18 protein-coding genes are annotated in these 25,114 nt (G+C 40.8%); 17 read left to right on the top strand and 1 reads right to left on the bottom strand.

From position 1 onward, the window contains the following. The 4 genes from TY15_RS14420 to TY15_RS14405 form a co-directional block, all read left to right on the top strand. A partial coding sequence (locus tag TY15_RS14420; protein ID WP_042374905.1) for a carbohydrate ABC transporter permease occupies positions 1–614 on the top strand: 614 nt, incomplete at its 5' end. A 12-nt stretch (positions 615–626) separates the two neighbouring features. After that, entirely contained in the window at positions 627–1,463 is an 837-nt protein-coding gene (locus tag TY15_RS14415) for a carbohydrate ABC transporter permease (protein ID WP_040205212.1), read from the top strand. Positions 1,464–1,499: 36 nt separating this feature from the next. Next, positions 1,500–1,907: a hypothetical protein gene (locus tag TY15_RS14410; protein WP_040205211.1), complete on the top strand. Its 408-nt coding sequence runs from the start codon at positions 1,500–1,502 to the stop codon at positions 1,905–1,907. A gap of 53 nt (positions 1,908–1,960) precedes the next feature. After that, positions 1,961–3,766, top strand: coding sequence for a glycoside hydrolase family 2 protein (locus tag TY15_RS14405; protein ID WP_040205210.1), 1,806 nt, complete (start codon positions 1,961–1,963; stop codon positions 3,764–3,766). A gap of 135 nt (positions 3,767–3,901) precedes the next feature. Here the strand turns inward: TY15_RS14405 and TY15_RS14400 are convergent, their stop codons facing one another. Next, on the bottom strand, positions 3,902–5,092 hold the full coding sequence (locus tag TY15_RS14400; RefSeq protein ID WP_040205208.1) for an ROK family transcriptional regulator: 1,191 nt from the start codon (positions 5,090–5,092) through the stop codon (positions 3,902–3,904). A gap of 317 nt (positions 5,093–5,409) precedes the next feature. On the opposite strand from TY15_RS14400, the gene lacZ reads away from it, so the two are divergent. The 13 genes from lacZ to TY15_RS14335 all read left to right on the top strand — a co-directional run bounded on the left by lacZ (position 5,410) and on the right by TY15_RS14335 (position 24,854). Then, positions 5,410–8,469, top strand: coding sequence for a beta-galactosidase, LacZ type (gene lacZ, locus TY15_RS14395; protein ID WP_455326434.1), 3,060 nt, complete (start codon positions 5,410–5,412; stop codon positions 8,467–8,469). Between the two features lie 165 nt (positions 8,470–8,634). Next, positions 8,635–9,807 carry a galactokinase gene (locus TY15_RS14390; RefSeq protein WP_040205206.1) on the top strand — a complete coding sequence of 391 codons (1,173 nt, stop codon included), beginning with the start codon at positions 8,635–8,637 and terminating at the stop codon, positions 9,805–9,807. Positions 9,808–9,847: 40 nt separating this feature from the next. Next, entirely contained in the window at positions 9,848–11,335 is a 1,488-nt protein-coding gene (gene galT, locus TY15_RS14385) for a UDP-glucose--hexose-1-phosphate uridylyltransferase (RefSeq protein ID WP_040205204.1), read from the top strand. Positions 11,336–11,368: 33 nt separating this feature from the next. Further along, positions 11,369–12,427, top strand: a complete 1,059-nt coding sequence (locus tag TY15_RS14380) for an aldose epimerase family protein (protein ID WP_040205202.1) — start codon at positions 11,369–11,371, stop codon at positions 12,425–12,427. A 3-nt stretch (positions 12,428–12,430) separates the two neighbouring features. Further along, the gene (locus TY15_RS14375) at positions 12,431–13,420 is read left to right on the top strand and encodes a LacI family DNA-binding transcriptional regulator (RefSeq protein WP_040205199.1); all 990 of its coding nucleotides are present in this window, start codon (positions 12,431–12,433) and stop codon (positions 13,418–13,420) included. A gap of 225 nt (positions 13,421–13,645) precedes the next feature. Further along, complete coding sequence (locus tag TY15_RS14370; RefSeq protein WP_040205196.1) at positions 13,646–14,647, top strand: sugar-binding protein; 1,002 nt, start codon at positions 13,646–13,648, stop codon at positions 14,645–14,647. Then, the gene (locus TY15_RS14365; RefSeq protein ID WP_040205193.1) at positions 14,647–16,128 is read left to right on the top strand and encodes a sensor histidine kinase; all 1,482 of its coding nucleotides are present in this window, start codon (positions 14,647–14,649) and stop codon (positions 16,126–16,128) included. The genes TY15_RS14370 and TY15_RS14365 overlap by 1 nt, the downstream gene beginning before the upstream one ends. Further along, a complete protein-coding gene (locus tag TY15_RS14360) occupies positions 16,103–17,698 on the top strand; it encodes a response regulator (RefSeq protein WP_040205190.1) in 1,596 nt (531 codons plus the stop codon). The genes TY15_RS14365 and TY15_RS14360 overlap by 26 nt, the downstream gene beginning before the upstream one ends. 343 nt (positions 17,699–18,041) lie before the next feature. Then, complete coding sequence (mglB, locus tag TY15_RS14355) at positions 18,042–19,106, top strand: galactose/glucose ABC transporter substrate-binding protein MglB (protein WP_040205465.1); 1,065 nt, start codon at positions 18,042–18,044, stop codon at positions 19,104–19,106. Positions 19,107–19,316: 210 nt separating this feature from the next. Further along, a complete protein-coding gene (gene mglA, locus TY15_RS14350) occupies positions 19,317–20,822 on the top strand; it encodes a galactose/methyl galactoside ABC transporter ATP-binding protein MglA (protein ID WP_040205189.1) in 1,506 nt (501 codons plus the stop codon). Between the two features lie 12 nt (positions 20,823–20,834). Further along, positions 20,835–21,857 carry a galactose/methyl galactoside ABC transporter permease MglC gene (gene mglC, locus TY15_RS14345; RefSeq protein ID WP_040205187.1) on the top strand — a complete coding sequence of 341 codons (1,023 nt, stop codon included), beginning with the start codon at positions 20,835–20,837 and terminating at the stop codon, positions 21,855–21,857. Between the two features lie 331 nt (positions 21,858–22,188). Beyond that, the gene (locus tag TY15_RS14340; RefSeq protein WP_040205185.1) at positions 22,189–23,364 is read left to right on the top strand and encodes an ABC transporter substrate-binding protein; all 1,176 of its coding nucleotides are present in this window, start codon (positions 22,189–22,191) and stop codon (positions 23,362–23,364) included. 257 nt (positions 23,365–23,621) lie between these two features. Continuing rightward, positions 23,622–24,854, top strand: a complete 1,233-nt coding sequence (locus tag TY15_RS14335; protein WP_040205182.1) for a Zn-dependent hydrolase — start codon at positions 23,622–23,624, stop codon at positions 24,852–24,854. The last annotated feature ends 260 nt before the right edge of the window (positions 24,855–25,114 follow it).

The raw sequence follows: 25,114 nt of genomic DNA, 5'->3' as shown, positions 1-25,114 counted from the left end.
TTATAGTCCCACTATTAGTAGCTACTGCCTTAGCCGCAAAACCAAAAATGAATCGTCTATTTCAATCAGTATTTTACTTACCTTCTTTATTTGCAATTTCGGCTGTCATGATTATCTGGCAATTTCTTTTGAGTGTTTCTTACGGTCCACTTGAAAATTACTTTGATATCTCAACCAATATGCTAGATAATCAGCCGCATGCATGGATATCACTGGTCATTGTCACAGTATGGTGGACAATCGGCGGCAACATGGTTATTTATTTGGCGGCATTAAATGGCGTTCCGAAAGATTTAATCGAAGCGGCTGAATTGGACGGAGCAGGTGTTATGAGTAAGTTTTTTAGAGTAACACTCCCGAGTATCAAATATCAAATTCTATTTACCACAGTCATGACAACGATTGCCCAATTTAATGTCTATGGACAGCCATTAATGCTGACAGGTGGTGGTCCAAGTGATTCAACCCATGTACTCCTCATGTACATTCAGGAAAATGCCTTTGGATCAGGGCTATCCATTGCTGGTATCTCCTCCGCAATGGCCGTGATGTTGGGTGTCTGTATCATGGTTGTCTCAGCTATTCAATTTTTCTTATTACGGGATAAGGATTAGAGGTGAGTAAAGATGAAACAAAGTAAATCTACAAAAATAGTAGCTTTCATTTTTTTACTGTTGATGGCTATTATCTGGGTATTTCCACTTATCTGGGGAATCTTTACCTCTTTTAAATCGTCTGAAGAAATTCAATCAGCAGCGGTGAGTTTTTTACCGATTCATTGGACCTTAAGCAATTATAGCGATTTGCTGTTTAATAATGCCTCCAGCCCCGTTATCAAATGGTTCATGAATTCTTTGATCATCTCGGTCAGTCATACAGCATTGGTTCTAGTGGTTGTCTCATTAGCTGCTTATGGCTACACCCGTTTACAGTTCAAAGGGCGTGACCTTTTGTTTGGAATTTTGCTGGGATCGATGATGTTCCCAGGAATCGTCAACTTAATTCCATTATATAGCATCATGGATAAGCTAGGATGGGTAAATAATTTGCTGGCTGTCATTGTTCCCGGTGCTGCTGGAGTTTTTAATATTTTTCTTGTCCGCCAGTTCGTTTTAGGTATACCAAAAACCTTTGATGAATCTGCCAGAATAGATGGGGCGAATGAATTCCAAATATTTTACTTAATCATTCTGCCACTCATTCGCCCTGTTTTAACTGTAGTTGCATTATTTAGTTTTACAGGATCATGGAATGACTTCTTATGGCCGTCCATTGTCCTTAATGATATTGATAAGCTGCCGATTACACCTGGACTACAGTTACTCCAAGGTCAGTACCTTACTTATCCGGAAATTGGGACAGCTGGAGCTTTGATTGCCTTAATACCAACCTTCCTACTCTACTTGTTTGCCCAAAAATATTTTATGCAGTCCATGTCGTTGTCATCTGGTGTAAAAGGATAAACCTACACAGAGAAATCGTCAGGAAGGAGTGGAAATATGAGCAGATCCTTTGAACGTAAACTGATTTATATAGCGAGTGGATGGCAATTCATAACCGGTTTAATCACCATGTTTTACTATTCACTTTATATAAAAAAACAAGGGGTAGACGTAGCGAACGTATCATTACTTGAACAAAAGGGGCTCCAATCCCTGTTCGACAGTCTGTATAGCTTCACTGTCACCTATGGCCTCCTATTTATTGTTATTGCAGGTCTGAACATTATCTTTGTCAAAAGGCTATTGAAGGATGATACGCTGCAGTACAAGCTTCCAATTTATTGGATCCTCTTAGCTGCTGCATTCTACTTTTTAGCGGATTTTATCAGTTTGACTCTCTGCTTGGCAGCAGCTGTTATGGCATTAGCAAAAAATAAACCGATAAAAGCTGCATTAGGCTTATAAAGGTATTGCATTTTTAAAATATGATATCTGTCACTTATTAAGGAGAGAGAAATATGAATTTTAGACCAGAATATCCAAGACCTCAATTGGTTAGAAAACCATGGCTAAATTTAAACGGCGAATGGGATTTCGCTTTTGATGATAACAATGCAGGCGTGAAGGAAAAATGGTTTCAACAAGCTGCATCATTTGATAAAAAAATCAATGTACCGTTTGCCTATCAATCAGAGCTCAGTGGAATTAATGATCCAACCTTCCATGATCATGTTTGGTATGCCCGAGAATTTACCGTCCCAGAGGATTGGACCGATCAGCGCGTCATCCTTCATTTTGGCGCGGTAGATTATCGTGCATGGATTTATGTGAATGGACAATATACCGGTTTCCATGAAGGCGGCCACGTTTCGTTCTCCCTAGATATTTCCGATCATTTAACAGGGGAGAATGAGCGAATCGTGGTTAGAGTAGAAGATCCCTCGACGGATGAAACAATCCCTAGAGGAAAGCAATTTTGGATGGAAAAGTCTGATGCGATTTGGTACACCAGAACGACAGGTATATGGCAAACAGTCTGGCTAGAGCCAGTAAGTCCGACAAGTATATCTAAAGTAAGATTTACTCCAGACATTGATTATGGAGATGTTACGATTGAATTTGATGTCTTAGGTGACTATCTTCACAAGAAAGTAGACATTGAGATTGATTTTCAGGGTGAAATGGTAGCAAAGGATACGATCGAGTTATATGAATCCTATAATAAGCGCTCCATTAACCTATATAACCGACAGATTTTCAGAACTTCATTTCATCACATTGGCTGGAATTGGTCACCAGAGAATCCCAATTTATTTGATATCAAGATCACTTTAAGAGATGAAAAAAATCAAATGAATTTAGATGAAGTTGACTCTTATTTCGGGATGAGAAAGGTTCATATTGAAAATGGGATGGTTTATTTAAATAACAAGCCATATTATCAAAAATTAGTTCTCGATCAGGGCTATTGGCCGCAAGGGTTATTAACGGCTCCAACGGATGAAGATTTTAAGAAGGATATTGAATTAGCATTACAAATGGGCTTTAACGGATGCAGAAAGCATCAAAAGGTTGAAGATCCGCGCTTCCTTTATTGGGCTGATCGATTAGGTTTCTTAGTATGGGGGGAATGTGCAGCATTTCCTTCCTATAGCGAGGATGCGGCTTCCAGGTTAACAAAAGAATGGCTTGAAATTATCAACCGGGATTATAACCACCCATCCATAGTTGCTTGGGTTCCGGTCAACGAGAGCTGGGGCGTGCCTTATATTAAAGGAAACAAACAACAACAGCACCATTCTTTAGCCATGTACCATCTCATCCATTCACTTGATACAAGCCGCTTAGTGATATCTAATGATGGCTGGGAGCTTACAGAAACGGATATTTGCGCCATCCACAATTATAATCATGGTTCAAACGATGAAAAGGCAAAATATGAAGCCTTCAAGGAATCCTTATCAACAAAGGAGTCGCTCCTTAGCTCGAAACCGGCTAATCGTGGAATTTATGCCGATGGGTTTGAACACAGAGGGGAACCCATATTATTAACAGAGTTTGGCGGAATCGGATTTAAAGTCGGTGCAGATAGCGGCTGGGGTTATACATCTGTGAAAAATGAAGATGAGTTTATTGAAGATTATCGTCGAGTAATGGAGGCGGTATATGCTTCTAAAGGTTTGCATGGTTTTTGTTATACACAGTTAACAGACGTAGAACAAGAGATCAACGGATTATTATCCTATAATAGAGAACCAAAATGTGAACTGACAAAAATAAGAGAAATTAATGATATGTGGCATTCAACTATCGTGAAGTTCTAAGTTGAACTGCATTACAGAAGGTGAAGGTTTTTATTAAAAAGTGTATTACCCCCTTTTATATAGTGATTCAAAATAAGCGAACGGTGTCAGGCACCGTTCGCTTTTAGCGTTTATTCCTCCTCAGTCAGGAGTCGTTTATAAGCATTCATCAGTTTTAAACATTTTTTGTAAAACCAAGGTTACAGCTCCTAATAACATACCGGTTTTTCCTAGGTTGGAACAAACAACAGAAATGTCCTCATGAGGACTTTTAAAAGTATACTTCTCGATCATTTCTTTGAGTGGAGATAAAACAAACTCTCCCTCTTCGAAGATAGTCCCTTCCACTATCAATTTTGAGGGCTTTAGAAGATTAATCATATTGGCTGCTGCTAATCCAAGAGATTGACCGGCTTCTTCCAAAATCAATGCGGTAAATTGATCCCCTGCCTTAGCAGCCTCAAATAGCATTTTTATTGAGAGTTCATTCTCACCATTCTTCAACCATGTATGAAGAATGGTGTCATGATTATTTTTCATTCCACTTCTTACGCGGCTTAGAATGGCTACTTCAGATGAATAGGCCTCTAAACAACCATTGTTCCCGCACTGGCATGTTGGACCGTTTACATCTAAGATGGTATGTCCAATTTCTCCTGCCGTATTAAATGAACTCTTATAAATTTCATTATTAATAAAGATTCCTGAACCAATCCCACGGGCAACACTAAGGCAGATAAAATCAGTAACCCCTTGACCTTGTCCAAACCAACTTTCCGCAATCGCTAAAGCCCTTACATCATTTTCGATAATAACAGGGATATTGAATTCTGTTTCGAGGCTTTCTTTAATTGGTATGTTCTCTAAATGTAAATGCGGAGAAAAAATAGCCAAGCCTTTATCTGGGTCTACTAGCCCGTGCATGGCAAAACCAATCCCAAGGATTATATCTCTTTTTATTTGTGTATTATTTAGGACTTGGTGGATACTCTCTTTGATCATGCTCATAAATTCCGTTTTAGAAGGGAGCTCAGAAATATCTTCACTAAAATCGGATACAATCTTTCCGTCCATTGAAGTCAAGACAACTCGGATGACCTCCGCTGCCGCATAGACACCAATGATATAATGGGCGGAATAATTAATTCGAAGCATGATTGGTTTTCTTCCGCCTGAAGTTGAGCTGGTAGATTGCTCTTCTGTAATAAGATTTTTTTCAATCAGCTCAGCAACTAGGGAACTTACTGTCGGTGGAGTCAGCTTTGTTAATTTAGCGATTTCTGCTCTTGATATGGGTTCTTTTAAACGAATCATATTTAATACGGTTGATTGATTTAATGATTTCATTCTTTCGAAACTTCCGGTTTTACTATCGTAGCTCAAATACCATCACGCCTTTTTCTAATTAGCTTTTATATTATGAGGAAACGTTTTCTTTGGGGGTGGTTTAGTCTGTTCGTGCTATGGAAAAATACATTAATATTATATTAATAATAGCACATACAATGTTTTAAACATACCAGCGATTACTTTCAATGTGATGTTGGATACTTGGTGACTTCTAACTAATTTGCCCGCCTTTTTTGATACTGCAAAAACATTTTGTTGCAGGGATGATGGGGTCTGTGAAATAGTAGAAATAAAAAGTTGCTAGGAGTGAACAGATGATGACAATGATCCAGAATAAAATGAAAACGGTCCCAACCCTTGATTGGTTATCCGATCTAAGTGTATTTGCTGTTAATCGTCTTCCTGCCCATTCTGATCACCATTATTATGAAACGATGGTGGAGGCAAAAAATGCCGGAGCAATGAAGTGGCGCCATGAATTGAACGGGAATTGGAAGTTCACCTATAGTGTAAATCCTTTCAATCGCCCAGCTCATTTTTTTCAGTCGGAATTTGATTGTTCGGGCTGGGGAGATATCTTGGTTCCCGGCCATATTCAACTCCAAGGCTACGGAAAACCACAGTATGTCAATACGATGTATCCGTGGGATGGTCACAACGATATCAGGCCTCCAGAAATTCCCGCTGATCACAATCCTGTTGGCAGCTATGTAAAGATGTTTACGGTACCTGCACATATGCAAGATAAACCCTTGTTTATTTCTTTTCAAGGGGTAGAGTCTGCTTTTTATGTCTGGTTAAATGGGGAGTTCATTGGCTACAGTGAAGATTCCTTCACTCCATCAGAATTTGAACTCACTCCGTACTTACAAAAAGGTGAGAATAAACTTGCCGTGGAGGTGTATCAAAGGAGTACAGGCAGTTGGCTGGAGGATCAGGATTTTTGGCGGCTTTCCGGCATTTTTCGTGATGTCTACCTTTATACAGTACCAGAAATTCATGTGGTTGATGCGCATATTCATGCAGATTTAGACACTGCCTTTACTAAAGGGACACTTCAAGTAGATCTAAAGCTTTTGTCAGTAGATAGGTCCCCTGCAAGGATTGCTTTGGTGCTGCACGATGCGAAAGGCAACTTAATTGCTGGAAGTAATGGCGTTTCAAGTGAAGGGAAGGGAACCATTTCTGTTCTGGTCGACCAGCCAGAACTTTGGAGTGCAGAAAATCCCTATTTATATCAGTTATTTATTCAAGTTTATAATGAGTCCGGTAGTTTACTAGAGGTGGTTCCACAAAAGGTTGGCTTCAGACGGTTTGAGTTGGTCGATAAGGTAATGCGCCTCAATGGAGAACGGATTGTCTTCAAAGGTGTGAATCGCCATGAATTCAATTGTCGAACGGGACGTGCCATAAACAAGGAAGATATGATCTGGGATATTAAAATGATGAAACGTCATAGCATTAATGCTGTACGGACTTCGCATTATCCTAATCAAAGCTATTGGTATGAGTTATGTGATGAATACGGAATATATGTAATCGATGAAATGAATCTAGAAACACATGGATCGTGGCAAAAGATGGGGGCAGTAGAGCCATCTTGGAACATTCCCGGAAATAAGCTAGAGTGGGAGGATATTGTCATGGACCGGGCGATCTCAATGGTGGAACGGGACAAGAATCATCCGTCTATCTTGATTTGGTCTTGCGGCAATGAATCGTATGCGGGAGAAGTGATTCTGAATGTCTCCAATTATTTCCGAAAGGCTGACCCAAGCCGTCTTGTGCATTATGAGGGGGTTTTCCATAACCGCAAGTATAACGATACGAGCGATATGGAAAGCCGCATGTATGCGAAACCGGCTGAAATTGAAGCGTATTTGAATGAAAACCCCGACAAACCCTATATTAGCTGCGAATACATGCACGCCATGGGGAATTCACTTGGCGGTATGGACAAATATACAGATTTAGAGCAAAAATACCCTATGTATCAAGGTGGGTTTATCTGGGATTACATTGATCAAGCGATTATGAAGAAGGATCGTTACGGAAATGAATTCCTTGCTTACGGTGGAGATTTTGATGATCGCCCTACAGATTATGGATTTTGTACAAATGGAATTGTGTATGCGACGCGTGAACTGTCACCAAAGATGCAGGAAGTAAAATATTTGTATCAAAACATCAAGTTGGTGCCTGATGGAAAGGGTGTGACGATCTCAAATGATAACCTCTTCACAGATACGGTCCAATATGATTTGGAATACACCCTATATCAAGAGGGTAACCGATTGTGGGAAGAAAGGGTTCAGGTGGTTGTGAAACCACAGAGTAAGGGACGGGTAGAATTTGCGTTCCCAAAGGAAATCGCAAGTGCTGCTGGTGAGTACTGTATTCATACTAGCTTTAAGCTCAAGGAAAGCACTCGCTGGGCAGATGCTGGATACGAGATAGCTTTTGGCCAGTATATCTACCATGTCAAAACGAATGAAGTGAAACCAGCTATTGCAGGAGCTTTACGAGTCGTAGAGGGGGATGCCAATATTGGCGTCCATGGAAGTGATTTTACAATTATGTTCTCAAAGCAGGCGGGGAGTTTAACCTCGCTTAACTATGCAGGTCGTGAGATGATCGCCCTTCCTCCTGCACCGCTTTTCTGGAGAGCCACTACGGATAACGATAGAGGTTTCTCACAGGGATTCCATTCAGGGCTCTGGTATGCGGCGAGTCTTGCACGTAAATGTGTTGCGACTACTATTACGAAGGAGGCTGGAGCAACCTGTATAGCCTTTACCTATCAATTTTCGATTCACTCAGAAATAAGGGTCGTGACAAGTTATACGGTCTTAGTTGATGGTAGCGTGCATGTTAAGTCAGTTTACAATGGTGTAGCTAATCTGCCGCAAATCCCAACCTTTGCTCTATCGTTTAAGATCCCTGCTGACTATAACCAATTGGAGTGGTATGCAATGGGACCTGAAGAGAATTACTCCGACCGGATGAGGGGAGCAAGACTTGGCATCTTTAATAATCAAGTAGATGATCAACAGGCTGGCTATCTTATGCCGCAGGAATCTGGAAATCGTACCGGAGTACGGTGGGTCTGTGTCACAAACAAAAAGGGACAGGGAATGAGAATTTCCTTCGTTTCAGAGCCAGTAGAATGTAATTTTTCACCATATACGGCTTTTGAACTTGAACATGCTCATCATTTATTTGAGCTTCCGAATGTCCACTACACGGTGGTGACAGTAGCAGGCAAGCAAATGGGGGTTGGTGGTGACGACAGCTGGGGAGCACCAGTTCATGATGAATACCTTATTCCTGCTGACCAATCGATAGAATTTGAATTTATGATTCAAAGAATTTAATACAAGAGTGGCGCATGATTTGCTCATGCGCCATTTTTGTTAATTATTTAGTAATATTTTAGTAAAACAATTGAATAGTTTTACTAAAGAGATTAAAATATGTGTAACAGGTTTTATTGAATCACGAAAAATGAAAGGGATTACATTTACAGGAGGGACTATAAAATGAATGTTACAATGCTAAAAACAACATTTAAGGAAATATTTGAAGCTTCACCAGAGCAAGCTTTCTTTGCACCAGGCAGAATTAATCTTATTGGGGAACATACCGATTATAATGGCGGCCATGTGTTCCCATGTGCGATTACCTACGGTACGTATGCTGTAGCGAGGAAACGCAGTGATAATCTTGTCCGCATGTATTCAATGAACTTCGCAGACATAGGAATCATTGAGTTTACCTTAAATCAACTAGATTACGAGAAGGAACATAACTGGGCTAACTATCCGAAAGGGATGATTCGCTACATTCTTGAAGCAGGCTACCAGCTTCCGAGTGGATTTGAATGTGTCATCGATGGGAATATTCCAAATGGAGCAGGTCTATCCTCTTCGGCATCGATTGAATTATTAACAGGGGTACTTGTGGCGGGACTATTTGGCATAGATATTCCCCGTCTTGATGTTATTAAGCTAGGCAAGCAGGTAGAGAATCAATTTATTGGTGTGAATAGTGGTATTATGGATCAATTCGCCATTGGAATGGGGAAAAAGAATGCAGGAATTTTACTAGATTGCCAAACGCTTCACTATGAATATGCACCGATAAAGTTAGAAAATCACAAAATTATCATTATGAATACAAACAAACGTCGGGAGTTAGCCGATTCAAAATATAATGAACGCCGTGGGGAATGTGAAGAAGCATTAGCACAACTGCAGGAAAAACTCCCAATCGAGGCACTTGGACAGCTTTCCGAAGCGGAGTTTGATGAAAATCAACAGCTTATTACCAATGAAACGGTGCGTAAACGGGCGAAACATGCTGTTTATGAAAATGTTCGCACCGTAAAGGCGTTAGCAGAACTGAAGACTGGAAATATTGAGGCCTTTGGTCAATTGATGAATCAATCTCATCAATCATTACGAGATGATTACGAGGTGACTGGCATCGAGCTTGATAGCTTAGTAGAAGCTGCTTGGGCACATCCGGGAGTCCTTGGTGCTCGCATGACGGGAGCCGGCTTTGGCGGCTGTGCAATTGCCGTTGTTGCGAATGAAGAAGTGGAAAATTTTATTGCAAATGTTGGGGCAGCCTATCGTGAAAAGATTGGTTACAATGCCGATTTTTACGTCGCCAGTATTGGTGATGGTGCGAAAGAAATCACCATGGAATAGATAGTTTCACACTGCAACACCGAGATAGGGGGGGACTAAAATGATTTTTCAACATGTACAACAATTAATCAATCAAGCGCTTGTTACACAATTAATGAAGCCAGAAGATGAGATCTATGTACGGAATCAAGTACTCTCACTACTGCAGTTAGATGAATGTATGGAAGTAGCCGGAGGAGAGGCGACCGAGGATATTCCTGATTTACTGGAGCATTTGGTCGGATACGCGATCGAGCAAGGAATTATTGAAGATTTATTTGATCAAAAGGACATTTTTTTAAGTAAGATCATGAATTGCTTTCTGGCACGCCCGTCGACGATTAATCAAGAATTCTATGAATATTATCAACAAAGTCCAATTAATGCGACACAGTATTTTTACGATTTAAGTAAAAATAGTAACTATATCCAGATGAAGCGGATCCGCCAAAATATCGAGTATAAGGCTGCGACATGGTATGGTGAGTTAGACATTACGATTAACTTATCGAAGCCGGAAAAAGATCCGAAAAGCATCGAACTAGAGAAAATGGCGAAGAAATCTAGTTATCCGAAGTGCCTGCTTTGTGTTGAAAACGAAGGGTACGCGGGGAGAATCGGTCATCCTGCTCGCTCCAACCATCGGATGATTCGCGTGAATTTGCTGGATGAGAACTTTTATTTGCAATATTCACCATATGTGTACTATAACGAGCATTGTATTGTGTTATCAGAATCCCATACCGATATGAAAATCAGTCAAGCGACATTTGCCAGATTGCTAGCCTTTGTGGAGCAATTTCCGCATTACTTTTTAGGCTCGAATGCCGATATCCCGATTGTTGGCGGCTCGATTTTATCGCATGAGCACTATCAAGGTGGGAATTATCAATTTGCGATGGCAAAGGCTGAATCAGAATGGACGTTTACAATTGAACGATTCCCGGGTGTCGCTTGTTCCGTTGTTAAATGGCCAATGTCTGTCATTCGTCTCCGTGCCGAGCAAAGTAGTGATTTGGTTGAGGCAGCGGCGCATATTTTAGTCAAGTGGAAAAATTACAGTGACGAGGCCGTTTGTATTAGGGCGTGGACGGATGAGACCCCACACAATACTATTACGCCGATTGCCCGCAAAAATGGTGATCATTTTGAACTGGACTTGGTACTTCGCAACAACCGTACGAGTGCCGAGCATCCATTGGGGATATTCCATCCGCATGCCGATGTCCACCATATTAAGAAGGAAAATATAGGCCTTATTGAAGTGATGGGATTGGCCGTTCTTCCAGCCCGTCTTAAGGATGAGCTTGAAGAGGTAGAGAAGTATATTTTAGGGAAATCACATCTAGTTGCCGACTATCATATTGAGTGGGCTGAGGAATTGGAAGCTCGTTATGGAACGATGGCAACTGAATCAAATGTTGAAGGATTAGTAAGGGAAGAAGTAGGGAAGAAATTTTTACGTGTATTAGAGGATGCAGGGGTATTTAAGCGGAATGAGCAGGGAACCGCAGGTTTCCGCCGATTCATCGAGGCATTAGGTGAATAATTACCCCGCTAAATATGAAGGATGTGGATAGAAATGAAAATGGAAGATCGTTTATTCGGACGTTATGAAGGTGAACAGGTAATCGAGTATTCCCTAATCAATGATGCGGGGATGACAGTTTCGGTTCTAAATTTCGGTTGCGTTATTACGAAAATTCTTGTCCCTGACCGAAACGGGAACATAGAGAATGTCGTTCTGGGGTTTGAACAATTTGAGGACTATCCGAAATGGTCGCCGTATTTTGGGGCAGTAATCGGTCGTGTGGCCGGAAGAATCAAGGATGCATCCTTTGAGTTGGCTGGGAAGGAATACCGCCTTCATGCCAATGAGTCACCTAACCATTTGCACGGTGGTAACAAGGGATTTAACTCCGTCATATGGGAAGCTGAGAAAGTGGAGGAGGAACACGCAGTCGGTGTGAAGTTTTTCTATCAAAGCCCTGATGGTGATGAAGGCTATCCAGGTAATTTAGACACGACTGTTACCTATTTGTTGACCAATGACAATGAACTTATCATCACATTTGAAGGAAAAACGGATCAAACGACAGTGGTTAACTTAACGAATCATTCGTATTTCAATTTAAGTGGGAATCTAAAAAGAGATTGTTCAGATCATCGGCTTCAATTGGAGGCTGACTCGTTTTTAGAGTTGGGACCAGATTTAATTCCAACTGGAAAAATGATCGGCACAGCCCATACCCCATTTGATTTTAAATCTGGGAGGCTGTTACATGAAGGGATGAATTCATCCCACCCACAAAATGTGCTGGCAGGAAAGGGCTATGACCACCCAATGATTTTTTCAAAAAAGGGTGAAAATCGGATTGTTCTAAGTGACGAGGCAAGCGGCCGAACCCTGGAAGTGACGACGAATCAGCCGTGTGTGGTGCTCTATACCTCCAATCAATTAGAAGGACCATTTTCGATCTCTGGAGTCCAAGCAAGAAATTATCTGGGGGTTTGTCTTGAAACACAAGGCTTGCCTGATGCCATTCATCATCCGGAATTTCCGCCTACCATTTTAGAGCCTGAACAATTATACTATTCCAGAACGAAGTATCGCTTTTCCGCTAAGAGAATAGGAGATTGATGCATGGCTACAATTAAGGACATTGCCCAAATGGCTGGGGTATCAATTGCGACTGTATCCCGTGTGTTGAATTATGATACGAGCCTTTCTGTCAGCGATGAAACGAAAAAGCGAATTTTTGAGGCTGCTGAAGAATTGTCATATAAAAAGAAGCCGGCCCGCAAGCAGGAGTCAGGAAAAATTGCTCTACTGCAATGGTATACTGAGCAAGAAGAGCTAGCAGATTTATATTATATGTCGATTCGGCTAGGGGTAGAAAACCAATGCCGCCAGCAGGGGATTCAGGTGGCCAAGTATTTTCAGGATAACTATGAAGAGTTGAATGAAGAAGAGATTCAAGGGCTAATTGCCATCGGGAAATTTAGCAAGAAGCAAGTAAGTGAGCTTCGAAAGCTGACGAAAAATATCGTTTTTGTAGACACTTCACCAGATGAAGAAAAATTTGATTCGATTGTAATCGATTTTGAACGGGCAACAAAAAAGGTGCTCGATCATTTTATTCTTACTGGTCATGAAAAGATTGGTTATATTGGCGGTAGAGAAGTGTTTAAAGATAAAACGTCTATTATTGAGGATCAAAGGGAAACGACGTTTAAGAGCTATTTAACAGAAAAAGGGTTATTGAATGAGTTGTTTATGTATGTAGGGAACTTCTCGGCTGATGATGGTCATGCATTGATGAAACGGGCGATTCACGAACACGGGGATCTCCTTCCGACCGCCTTTTTTGCGGGGAATGACTCGCTTGCAGTAGGGGCATTGCGAGCGTTATTGGAAGAAGGGATTGCTGTTCCGGATCGTGTCAACATCATTGGCGTCAACGATATTAGCATCTCTAAATACGTTTTTCCGTCTTTAAGTACGGTTAAGGTCTATACCGAAATTATGGGCGAAACGGCAGTAGATACACTGTTGGAGCGGATTGCTGGCAGAAAAATAGCCAAAAAAATCTTCATCGCTACAGACCTCATCATCAGAAATAGCAGCTTCTAAACTAAACTCACCAATCTATGTTGGTGGGTTTTTTGTGTTGCCGGAAAGGTGTCCACCTGGAATGGACAAAATGGAGGATGTGTCTTTTCTTGGTGCCTGTCACCAATTATCTATCACTTATCACTTATCACCCGTTTACACTTTATACCATTTAGGATTGTCGGATTTTGGGTTGTTCCGTATAATATGGTTATCTAGAATGGTACTAGGAATTTAGGAGGGTTTATGAGCAAATTATCCATCATGGCTTATACGTTTGGAATCGTGTTTTTTCTTGTAAGTTGCTCATTTGCTAGTTTTTATGGCTATAAGGTGGTCACGCATGATTTGCCAAAAGAGGAGAAAATAGTAAAAAAGTATCAATATCATTTTGTGATGGTGCCTGAGGAGCTAGATAATGATTATTGGAGATTGGTAGAAAAAGGGGCAAGAGCCGCCGCAGATAAATATGGCGTACAGTTAGAATATGTCGGGCCAAAGCAGGCGAATATTGAGGATCATGTCAAAACGATAGAAATGTCGGCCGCCTCTAAAGTAGATGGGATCATGACCCAGGGGTTAAGTGATGAGCAGTTTACCCCGCTGATCAACCGGGTTGTGGAAAAAGGAATCCCTGTTATTACGGTTGATACAGATGCCGCAAATAGCAGGCGAGAAGCTTATATCGGTACGGATAATTATTATGCTGGCTATTTAGCAGGGAAAGAATTGATAGCGGATACAAAAGGAAAGGCCAATGTTGCCATTATTACTGGAACCTTCTATGCCAACCATATGCAACAGCGTGTTAAGGGATTTCAGGATGCCGTAAAAGAGGAGAAGGGAATCCATATTATTGCTGTCGAAGAGTCTGAAATTAGCAGAGTGAAAGCAGCTGAAAAAGCCACTCAAATCCTGAAGGATCATCCAGAAGTTACGGCTTTCTTTGGGACCAGTGCATTAGACGGGATTGAAATTGCCCAAATGGTGGAGAAATATCAAAAGCAGAATCAAATTTATATCATTGGCTTTGATACCTTACCAGAAACAATTGAATATATACGAAAAGGGACGATTAAGGCTACGGTTGTGCAAGAGCCCTATCAAATGGGCTATGGTGCGGTCACGATGATGATCGACCTCATTAATGGAAAAAAAGTTACACCTGTTGTCCATACGGAAACGCGGATATTACGCCTAAAAGATTTACCCTTGAGCTATCAGGACAGAAAGGTGGAAATCCGCTGATGTTATTTCGAATAAAATCAAAATTACTCCTGTATTTTATTGTCCTGGTGGTGTTGTTAACCACGGTCGGCTTTATTTTTTATAACAGCAGCGAAAAGTTAGTGACAGAATATGATGAAAGCTTCGAACGGTTTCTCTTACTGAATGATATCTCACAAAGAAGTAATTTACTGACAGAAAAGCTGCATGGCTATATTTTAGATAAGGAAAATTCACATCTGAAAGACTATCGAAGGGAAAAGCTCAAGCTGATTAAAGATCAAAACCGACTCTACAAGGTCATGAGCACTCAAGAGGTGACACTGACAAATTATAAAAATATGATTGATAGCTTTTTAGATGAGGGCGATGCAACGATCGGCGCTTTTCAGCAGGATGAGATCAATCAATATTCGAATCACTTTAATGAAGTATTAAAAATAAATTCCTTTCTTCAGGAAAGTACGCTTGACTTGTTGAATAATAAATTAACAGACTATCAAAAGTTTTATGATCAAATGGAACAGCAAAATCATTATTACAAGCTGATGTCTATTTCCTTGTTTGCGGCAGCCTTTTTCCTTAGCACCCTGCTGGCTTTGTGGATATCCGGTGGGATTACCAAACCAATTAGTCTCTTATCAAAGGCTGCAAAGGAAATCTCCACAGGAAACCTAGCAGGAGAGGATATCAAAATAACAACAAAGGACGAATTAAAACCGTTAACGGAAACCTTCAACCAAATGCGCGCCAACATTAGGCAGCTTGTCACAGAAATCAAACAACAGGGTGAACTCGATAAGCTTTTAAAGGAATTAGAGCTAAAGAGTTTGCAAAATCAAATTAATCCTCACTTTCTGTTCAATACTTTGAATACGGTTTCAAAGATGGCCTATTTAGAAGAGGCAGAGCAGACATCACGGCTTATTGAGGCGGTAGCAGCTTTACTACGATACAATCTGAGTGATTTAGATAAGGCGTCAACTTTAAGAGATGAAGTGAAAATCGTGAAAGAGTATTTTTTTATCCAGCGGACACGATTTGGTGAACGGATTCAATTTATCACAGAAATTGAGGATGACTGTTTGAATATCGAGATTCCCAGCTTAATTCTCCAACCACTTGTTGAAAATGCTTTTATCCATGGCGTCGAGGAATACGAAGAAAATGCCGTAATCAGTCTCCGCATTTATCGATATGACGACCGAGTGTATGTCGAAGTGATTGATAATGGTGAAGGGATGGACGAGGCCACCAAACGAAAACTGTTGAATTATGCAAATGGAATGGAGACAGAGGAGGTGGTCGAAGCGGACCGACCAAAAGGACATTCAAACGGCATTGGAGTGAAAAATGTGATTAGAAGGCTGCAGCTCTACTATCAGCGAAATGATATTGTTGAAATCGAATCAAAATGGAAAAATGGGACCATTTTTAGACTGACGATACCTGCCGTGGCCAAAGGGGGAAGAGAACTTGTTAAAAATACTTATAGTGGATGATGAGGTTCTAGAGCGGAAAGCCGTAGCCCAAATCGTTACTAGCTCTATCGAGAATGTGACGGTAGTGGGTGAAGCACCCAATGGGAGAGTGGCGATAGAAATGGCCCAGGAACACCGCCCTGATATTATCTTTATGGATATAAAAATGCCGGGGATTGACGGAGTCCAAGCTGTGAAGGAAATCAAAAAAATGGACGCGGATATTCGCTTTATCATGGTTTCTGCCTTTAATACATTTGAATATGCAAAAGAAGTGATGCAACAGGGAGTGAAGGAATACATCTTAAAGCCGAGCAGTAAGCAGGATATTGTAACGAGCTTACAACGAGTAGCAAATGAAATCCACACCGAGCGCAGACAAAAAGAAGAGCAGCAAAGCCTGCGGGAAAACCTGAGCCGGGCCGTCTCGATTGCCCAAAAAGAGTGGGTTTCCTCGCTCTTAATGAACCAGGTACAGGATATATCCTTTGATGAATGGGGACAGCTGATAGGCGGAGAAATCACATCAGGATATATGATGCTCATTTATTTGGAGCCGAAGGGTAAAAAAACATTCACGCCCGTTGAAAAACAAAATTGGTATCACTGGCTTAAGGAAGGCCTCAAAAATGTGGTGAAGAAGCACGAAATAGTCATTGGCCCCACTACGGATACGCAAGTGCCAATCCTTTTTCTCTGCCGAAAGTCAACCGAAAAGGACTATTTCAAAACCAATGCACAAGCAACGGTAGAAGGTCTCAACCGGCTATGGCAGACAGAAGGTCTGGAGATGGATGCGGTTTTTAAGGTGGGCATCGGCAATCCATATAGTCATGCACAAGAACTTAATAAGTCCTATCATGAAGCTGCGTTAGCACTGGAGCAGCTGTTAGAAACAACGAATCGCTTATTCTTATTTTCCAATAAGCCAGGAGAAGTCTTTGAACTGCCTACTGAGAATGGCCATTTTGAGATAGAGAAGAAACTGTTAGACTCCATCAGGCAAGGTGATGTGAATCAAGTGATGTTTATTTTTGATTCGTACGTCAAGAGGCTTGAAACGACTAAGAACTTGAATTTAGAAGTACTGAAAAAGTCTTTCGATGAATTGTTTATTCTCATTTCACGCATGCTTCATGATCTAGGTATCAATTATGGAAGGACTCCACTAATTGATCGTTCAGATGATATCGGCTTTATTTTTGAAAAAGGCAAAGCACATTTGCTGGCGGTGGTGCAGCATGTACAGCTTTGGCGGAACAATCATGCCAAGGGGATGCTCCAAAAAGCAAAAGATTATATCGAGGTGCATTATGCCGACTCGATCACTTTGGAGTCAGCTGCAGAATATGTGGAACTTAGTCCGTTTTATTTTAGTAAGTTATTTAAAGATCGGTTTGGGATGACATTCATTGATTACGTAACGGAAATTAGGATCAAGCATGCGAAGGAAGAGATGCTTGATCCAGGAAAAAGTTTAAAGGAAATCTGCTATTCGATCGGGTACAAGGATCCGAATTATTTTAGCCGGGTGTTTAAAAAGCAAACCGGATTATCGCCGACGGAATTCCGAAAGGTGACCGTAAACTAAAACTTGAAAAGGCCAATTCGCAAATGCGGGTTGGTCTTTGTTTATGACTGTATTCGTATTGATGGCTGTTATTTTAAACGCTTCCGAAATGCCCCTCGCTTTCTGTAGACGAGCCTCAAGCATCCCGTCATGTGCTTGTTTCCCTTGGGCGGGTGCTTCTAGGCTTTTTTGCAAGCGTTTGCAAAAAAGTCTAGGTAATCGCAAATATGTGCTATAGATTAGAACTATTGTGATGGACCTTTCGATGCTACTATGTGTGTAAGGGCTTACAAGGGGGGCTAAGTTGAGAGGTTTAAAGCAGCTTACCAGAGTCTTTACAAAACAGAAAAAGGAGCATGATGACATGTTGAAAAAGAAAAAAGGATTAATTCTATCATTAACAGTTGCATCTAGTATTCTATTAGCAACAGGCTGCAGCGACTCTACAAGCGGGTCTGGCGATTCTGGAAAAAGTAAGGACAGCGATCTTCCAGCAGTGGGTGCGACCATTTACAAATTTGACGATAACTTCATGTCCTACGTTCGCCGTGCCATGGAAACATCAGCAAAAGGAAATGTAGACCTTATGTTGAATGACTCACAAAACGACCAAGCAAAACAAATTGAACAAGTCGATACGTTGATTGCAAAAGGCGCAAAATCACTAGCGATTAACCTAGTAGATCCAAAAGCAGCACAAACGATTATTGATAAAGCAAAACCAAAGAATATTCCAGTTATCTTCTTTAACAAAGAGCCAGATGAAGCCGTATTAAAGGGCTATGATAAAGCCTATTACGTTGGAACTACATCCTCAGAATCAGGCGTTCTTCAAGGGGAGCTCATTGCGAAGGCGTGGGAAGCTAACAAGGATAAATATGATAAAAACAAGGACGGCAAACTTCAATACGTTTTATTAAAAGGTGAACCAGGACACCCAGATGCCGAAGCACGTACGAAATATGCCATTGACACAGTTAAAGCAAAAGGTATTGAAGTAGATGAATTAGCAATGGATACGGCTATGTGGGATGCAACAAAAGCAACTGAAAAGATGGATGCGTGGATAGCTAAATACAACGAAAAAATCGAATTTGTTATTGCTAACAACGATGGTATGGCACTAGGTGCAATTGCCTCTCTTGAAAAAGCAGGCTACTTCTCTGGTGACAAGTTTATGCCAGTTGTAGGTGTTGATGCAATACCAGAAGCACTTGAAATGATTGAAAAAGGCAAAATGGTTGGTACGATCTTAAATGACGCGAAAAACCAAGGTAGTGCAACGGTTGAACTAGCAGCAAATGCAGCAAAGGGCAAAGATGTATTAGATGGAACAGAATGGAAGCTTGACGACAAAAAAGCCGTTCGTGTACCGTACATCGAAGTAACAAAAGACAATATCCAAGTTGGTAAAGACGCATACAAATAAGCAGAGCTAGCGCCGGTCCGGGGCTGAGGAAAACTGGCCCCTTGGCGCTCTTCGAACAAAGGAAAAGGGATCGCTTTTCTTTCGTTCGGGGTAAGACTCCAATCATGGAGATGGACACCGTTAAAAACAGCGAATGATTTTATAAATAAGTATGAGATGCATCAACTAGAACTCTCATATTTTTAAATGGTTTAACAAGGAGGTTCGCTCATGTCAGAATCTAGTTCTACCAATCTACTTGAAATGCTCAATATAACGAAAAGATTCCCTGGGGTACTCGCATTAGACAATGTTTCCTTGAAAGTGAGGCCCGGTTCGGTACATGCCTTAATGGGCGAAAATGGAGCAGGCAAATCGACCTTAATGAAATGTCTATTTGGAATTTATTCGATGGATGAAGGCAAAATTCACTTTGACGGAAAAGAGATTTCATTTGCCAACTCCAAGCAGGCTTTAGAAAACGGTGTATCCATGGTGCACCAAGAACTAAATCAAGTACGTCAGCAAAATGTCATGGATAATCTTTGGTTAGGTCGTTATCCCAAAAAGGGAATCTTTATCGATGAAAAGAAGATGTACGAAGAGACAAAGGCAATTTTTGATAGCCTTGACATCCATATTGATCCACGCAGTAAGGTAAGTACCTTGTCTGTTTCGGAAATGCAGATGGTAGAAATTGCGAAGGCCGTCTCCTATCATTCAAAAATAATCGTGATGGATGAGCCAACCTCATCACTAACCGAGACAGAGGTAAATCACCTCTTTAGAATCATTAGAAGGCTCCAAAGTGAGAATGTCGCCATCATCTACATTTCGCACAAAATGGAGGAAATCTTAAAGATTTCTGATGAAGTAACGATTATGCGTGACGGTCAATATATTGCGACCAAAAGTGCGAAGGACCTCACCACAGACGAAATCATCAAGCTAATGGTTGGTCGTGATTTATCACAGCGTTTCCCTGAAAAGGTCAACAAACCTGGTGATGTCATTTTAAAAGTATCGGATTTGACTGCTGAAACACAACCTTCTTTTTCAAATGTTAGCTTCGAATTGAAGAAAGGTGAAATCATAGGAATTGCGGGATTAGTCGGGTCAAAACGAACGGAAGTCGTGGAGGCATTATTTGGGATCAGGGCGTTATCATCGGGATCGATTGAATTAAATGGTAAGTTGGTTAATAACCCTACGCCACAGCATGCCATTAAAAATGGATTTGCCCTTGTAACAGAAGAACGAAGATCAACAGGAATTTTTCCAGACCTAAGCATTAGTTTTAACTCCATCATTTCTAACATGAAGCACTATAAAACAAAAAGCGGGTTCCTTTCTAACAGCAAGGTAGCCGATGATACAAAATGGGTCATTGATTCCATGAACGTGAAAACCCCGTCACAAAAAACGCCAATTGGAAGTCTTTCAGGTGGGAACCAGCAAAAGGTGATTATCGGGCGCTGGCTGTTAACAAAGCCTGAAATTTTATTACTAGACGAACCAACAAGGGGTATTGATGTAGGGGCAAAGTTCGAAATTTATCAGTTAATCAACGAATTAGCCGCAGATGGCAAGGGAATTATTATGATTTCTTCCGAAATGCCAGAGCTTTTAGGTGTTACAGACCGAATTTTAGTAATGAGTAATGGAAAAGCAGCTGGGATCGTCGATACGTCCACAACTTCCCAAGAAGAAATTATGCGATTAGCAGCTTTGTATTAGGAGGAGATGCACATGAAAAATTCAGCTTCACAAACAACCAATATAACCAAATGGCTCTTCGATAATGTAATTTATGTTTTCTTGATTTTACTAGTTGTTGGAATTGTTATCGCTTCTCCAGACTTTCTATCAGTGACAAACCTTATCAATATATTAAGTCAATCCTCTTCCCGGATTATCATTGCCCTCGGGATGGCAGGGATCCTCATTACAGCTGGTACCGACTTATCGGCAGGACGGATGGTTGGACTTGCCGCTGTTGTCTCGGCCTCGATGCTGCAAGCTGGTGACTATGCATACAAAATGTATCCGAATCTACCAGAATTACCATTGATTGTTCCAATTCTGATTGCAATGTTGGCAACAGGCTTAATTGCGACACTAAATGGTGTGATTGTAGCGAAGTTACACGTTCCTCCTTTTATTGCAACACTTGGGATGATGATTGGCGTCTATGGAATGACATCTATCTATTTTGACCGTCCTCCATATGGGGCACAGCCAATTGGAGGACTAAGTGAAAAATTTACTACTTTTGCTCAACGTGGGATTCCAATCGGATCATATGAAATTCCATATCTTGTTCTATACGCGATTATTGCGACAGTAGTGATCTGGGTCATATGGAATAAGACACAGCTTGGTAAAAATATGTTTGCCATCGGAGGTAACCCTGAAGCAGCAAAGGTTTCCGGTGTAAACGTTGCAAGAAATCTTATCATTATTTACATGATTGCCGGTCTACTATATGGCTTCTCTGGTACACTTGAAGCAGGTCGTGTAGGTAGTGCGACAAATAATACAGGTAATATGTATGAACTTGATGCGATCGCAGCTTGTGTGGTCGGTGGTGTATCATTATCTGGTGGTATTGGTTCAGTTCCAGGGGTTGTAACTGGGGTACTCATTTTCCAAATCATCAACTACGGTCTAGCTTTCCTAGGTGTTAGTCCATACATCCAATTCATTGTAAAAGGACTCATCATTGTCGTTGCTGTAGCCTTCGACATGCGTAAACATGCTAAGAAAAAATAAAGACTAGTAAAAAACAGTCTCCAATGGGGACTGTTTTTTTATATAGATATCCTAGGATATTTTTGTGGGGAGAATGCTATAAATCAAAAATAATATTGAGTGTTCCAATTATTATTTCGCAAATAGTTTGTTCTATCCTCAAACTATTTGAAACTATTAATTTCAGAAAAATTAAAATTAATAAATAATATACTAGACGAGAGACAAAAATAGTATTAAAATAGTTTCATTCATTCATTTAATAACGAACCAAAACATTTTATCTTTAACGGGACAGGTTTTTATGTCTCTAAATTTCAGAAAAATCGGATAATAAAAGGGGAATTTCAACATGAAGAAGAATTTTGCAAAGATGTTTATGGCATCGACATTATTGGCAGGAGTATTAGCGGGATGTTCAGGAGCGAAAGAGAGTTCTGGCGAAAGTAAGACAATCAAAGTCGGGGTTAACTTAGAGCTTTCGGGTGGCGTTGCCTCTTATGGTGAGTCACTTGCCGCAGGAATCAATCTTGCCGTCGACGAAATTAATAAAAAAGGTGGAGTAGATGGTAAAAAGCTCGATGTTGTAAAAGTCGATAATAAATCAGATGCTGCCGAAGCTACCAATGGTGCCATCAAGTTAACCAGTCAGGATAAGGTAACCGCGATTATTGGGGCTGCCACTAGCGGGGACACAGTTGCCCAGACGGAAATTGCTAATAGTAATAAAACAGTTTTGTTAACTCCTTCTGGAACAAGTCCAAATGTAACGGTTACGGAAAAAGGGAAATTGAATGAATTTGTTTTCCGTACATCGTTTATTGATCCGTTCCAAGGAACGGTTGCAGCAAACTTTGCTTCCAAGGAATTAAAGGTAAAGAACGTTGCTATTTTTGCGGATAGTGCCAGTGATTATGCAAAAGGACTAGCAGCCTCATTTAAAGAAACGTTCAAAGCGGCAGGAGGTAAAATTGTGGCGGAAGAAGCCTATGTAGCGAAGGATACGGACTTCCGTGCTACCCTAACTCGGATTAAATCAAAAAATCCAGAGTTTATCTTTATCCCTGGATACTACGAAGAGGTGGGCCTAATTGTAAAACAAGCACGCGAAATGGGAATTACAGCACCATTAATGGGCGCTGATGGCTGGGATTCACCTAAGCTAGTAGAGTTAGCTGGAGCTGATGCGTTAAATAATACATTTATTACGAACCACTACTCTTCTGAAGATCCTGATAAAAAGATTCAAACGTTTGTGTCAACTTTTAAAGATCAAAACGATGGTGCATCACCAAATGCCTTCAATGCCCTTGGCTATGATTCTGTTTATCTATTAGCCGATGCCATCGAGCGTGCTGGCAGTACAGATTCAAGTAAAATTAAGGATGCCTTAGCAAAAACGAAAGACTTATCCTTAGTAACTGGGATTGTCACGATTGATAAAAACCATAACCCAATTAAATCAGCAACTGTGTTAGAGTACAAAGATGGCAAGCAAGTCTTTAATACAAAAGTAAATCCAGAATAAACGGCAAAAGTGAAATGGGAGAGAGTGGATCCCCATTTCACTTTTTTTTATAACAAAGGGAAAAATCATACAAAAGAGCAAATTATTCATGGGAGAGATTTTATGTTTTGTCTAATGACAGGCAGGGGTGGTGGTGTATAATAGAAATGTTAACTGAATATTTAGAAAGAATATCTACACTTTTGTACTCTATGAGTTTATTAAACATACTTGATGACCAGGCAGGATCAGTATTTTAAAAAGGAGAGTGCTTACTAATGCAACGACAAAAGTTATTGATCAATGGGGACAGATTGAAGCAGACATTGGAGCAATTTGCTGACTTTGGGCAGACAGAGAATAATGGAGTAACCCGCTTGTCCCTTTCTGAGGAAGATTGTCGCGTCCGAGATTACTTTCGCACCTGCTGTGAGGAATTAGGCTTAACTGTCAAAGTAGATGACATGGGCTGCATGTATGCAACACTTGAAGGGATCGAAAACAAACCGCCGATTTTGATTGGCTCACACTTGGATTCAGTTAAAAAGGGGGGCCGATTTGATGGTGTCTTAGGAGTGTTAACAGGATTAGAGGTTGTACGTACCTTGGTAGAAAACAAGATCAAACCGCAAATCCCGATTACACTTGTCAATTTTACCAATGAAGAAGGAGCTAGATTTGAACCTTCGATGATGGCATCGGGCGTACTCTCAGGAAAATTTGAAAAAGCGGTCATGCTGCAAAAGGTCGATGCAGACGGAGTGACCTTTGAGGAAGCTTTAAAGAAAAGTGGGTATGAAGGGCAAATAGAGAATCGTTTGCAGGAAGGGACAGCGTTTTTAGAGTTACATATAGAACAGGGTCCGATTCTTGAAAAAGAGGCACTTGCCATCGGGGTAGTAGAATGTGTGGTCGGAATGGCGTGCTATGAGATTGAAGTGACCGGGGAATCGGACCATGCCGGCACAACACCGATGAGTATGCGGAAGGATGCCCTGTTTGCCACCAATAATTTGATTAATGAAATTCGTAAGCATTTGGGCTCGCTAGACGAGGAGCTTGTTTTTACGATTGGTCGTGTGAACGTGTATCCGAGTATCCACACGGTGATTCCGAATAAGGTAATTTTTACCCTAGAGGCACGGCATAAAGACATGGAAATCGTTAATGCTGTCAAGGATTTCATCCAAGGACTTCCGTACTTAGGCGTAAACGAGGGCTGTGAGGTGAAGACGACTAAATTATGGGATCGTGATACGGTTTGGTTTGATCAAGAACTATTACAGCACTTTGACCAATCAGCCCAATCCCTTGGCTATTCGAATAAACGAATGGTAAGTGGGGCCGGACATGATGCCCAATTTATTGCGAGCTATGTTCCTACTGCGATGTTATTTGTTCCAAGTATAAATGGGAAAAGCCATTGTGAGGAAGAACTGACGACATGGGAGGACTGTGAAAAAGGGGTAAATGTGGTGCTGGATACGGTTCTTGCCCTTTTATCGAAATAACAAAAAAGCTTAGTTTGGTGACATATGTGCAGCAGGGTTGGAGACCTTTTCGCTTAGCGGAAGGTCTTTTTCAGTTGATGGAATTGATTCCGCAAAAACGGAATATTCCGCCATTACGGAATTGGCAATTCAGCTTATATTCCGGAATAGCGGAATTAATTCCTTCTCTTTTAATCCTATAATAAATGTTCCGATAGTAATAAAGTTAGAAATTCGTAATTTGCTTGTATGGAATTAAGAGAATATTCATTTTTTTGTAA

Source organism: Neobacillus jeddahensis (assembly GCF_000612625.1).
GTDB classification, from domain to species: domain Bacteria; phylum Bacillota; class Bacilli; order Bacillales; family Cytobacillaceae; genus Neobacillus; species Neobacillus jeddahensis.
This window is presented reverse-complemented; position numbering and strand designations above follow the sequence as displayed.

Excerpts from the sequence above, each read along its gene's own strand:
- TY15_RS14415 (WP_040205212.1), top strand. The coding sequence starts at position 627 with ATGAAACAAAGTAAATCTACAAAAATAGTAGCTTTCATTTTTTTACTG.
- TY15_RS14410 (WP_040205211.1), top strand. The coding sequence starts at position 1,500 with ATGAGCAGATCCTTTGAACGTAAACTGATTTATATAGCGAGTGGATGG.
- TY15_RS14405 (WP_040205210.1), top strand. The coding sequence starts at position 1,961 with ATGAATTTTAGACCAGAATATCCAAGACCTCAATTGGTTAGAAAACCA.
- TY15_RS14400 (WP_040205208.1), bottom strand. The coding sequence starts at position 5,092 with ATGAAATCATTAAATCAATCAACCGTATTAAATATGATTCGTTTAAAA.
- lacZ (WP_455326434.1), top strand. The coding sequence starts at position 5,410 with ATGATGACAATGATCCAGAATAAAATGAAAACGGTCCCAACCCTTGAT.
- TY15_RS14390 (WP_040205206.1), top strand. The coding sequence starts at position 8,635 with ATGAATGTTACAATGCTAAAAACAACATTTAAGGAAATATTTGAAGCT.
- galT (WP_040205204.1), top strand. The coding sequence starts at position 9,848 with ATGATTTTTCAACATGTACAACAATTAATCAATCAAGCGCTTGTTACA.
- TY15_RS14380 (WP_040205202.1), top strand. The coding sequence starts at position 11,369 with ATGAAAATGGAAGATCGTTTATTCGGACGTTATGAAGGTGAACAGGTA.
- TY15_RS14375 (WP_040205199.1), top strand. The coding sequence starts at position 12,431 with ATGGCTACAATTAAGGACATTGCCCAAATGGCTGGGGTATCAATTGCG.
- TY15_RS14370 (WP_040205196.1), top strand. The coding sequence starts at position 13,646 with ATGAGCAAATTATCCATCATGGCTTATACGTTTGGAATCGTGTTTTTT.
- TY15_RS14365 (WP_040205193.1), top strand. The coding sequence starts at position 14,647 with ATGTTATTTCGAATAAAATCAAAATTACTCCTGTATTTTATTGTCCTG.
- mglB (WP_040205465.1), top strand. The coding sequence starts at position 18,042 with ATGTTGAAAAAGAAAAAAGGATTAATTCTATCATTAACAGTTGCATCT.
- mglA (WP_040205189.1), top strand. The coding sequence starts at position 19,317 with ATGTCAGAATCTAGTTCTACCAATCTACTTGAAATGCTCAATATAACG.
- mglC (WP_040205187.1), top strand. The coding sequence starts at position 20,835 with ATGAAAAATTCAGCTTCACAAACAACCAATATAACCAAATGGCTCTTC.
- TY15_RS14340 (WP_040205185.1), top strand. The coding sequence starts at position 22,189 with ATGAAGAAGAATTTTGCAAAGATGTTTATGGCATCGACATTATTGGCA.
- TY15_RS14335 (WP_040205182.1), top strand. The coding sequence starts at position 23,622 with ATGCAACGACAAAAGTTATTGATCAATGGGGACAGATTGAAGCAGACA.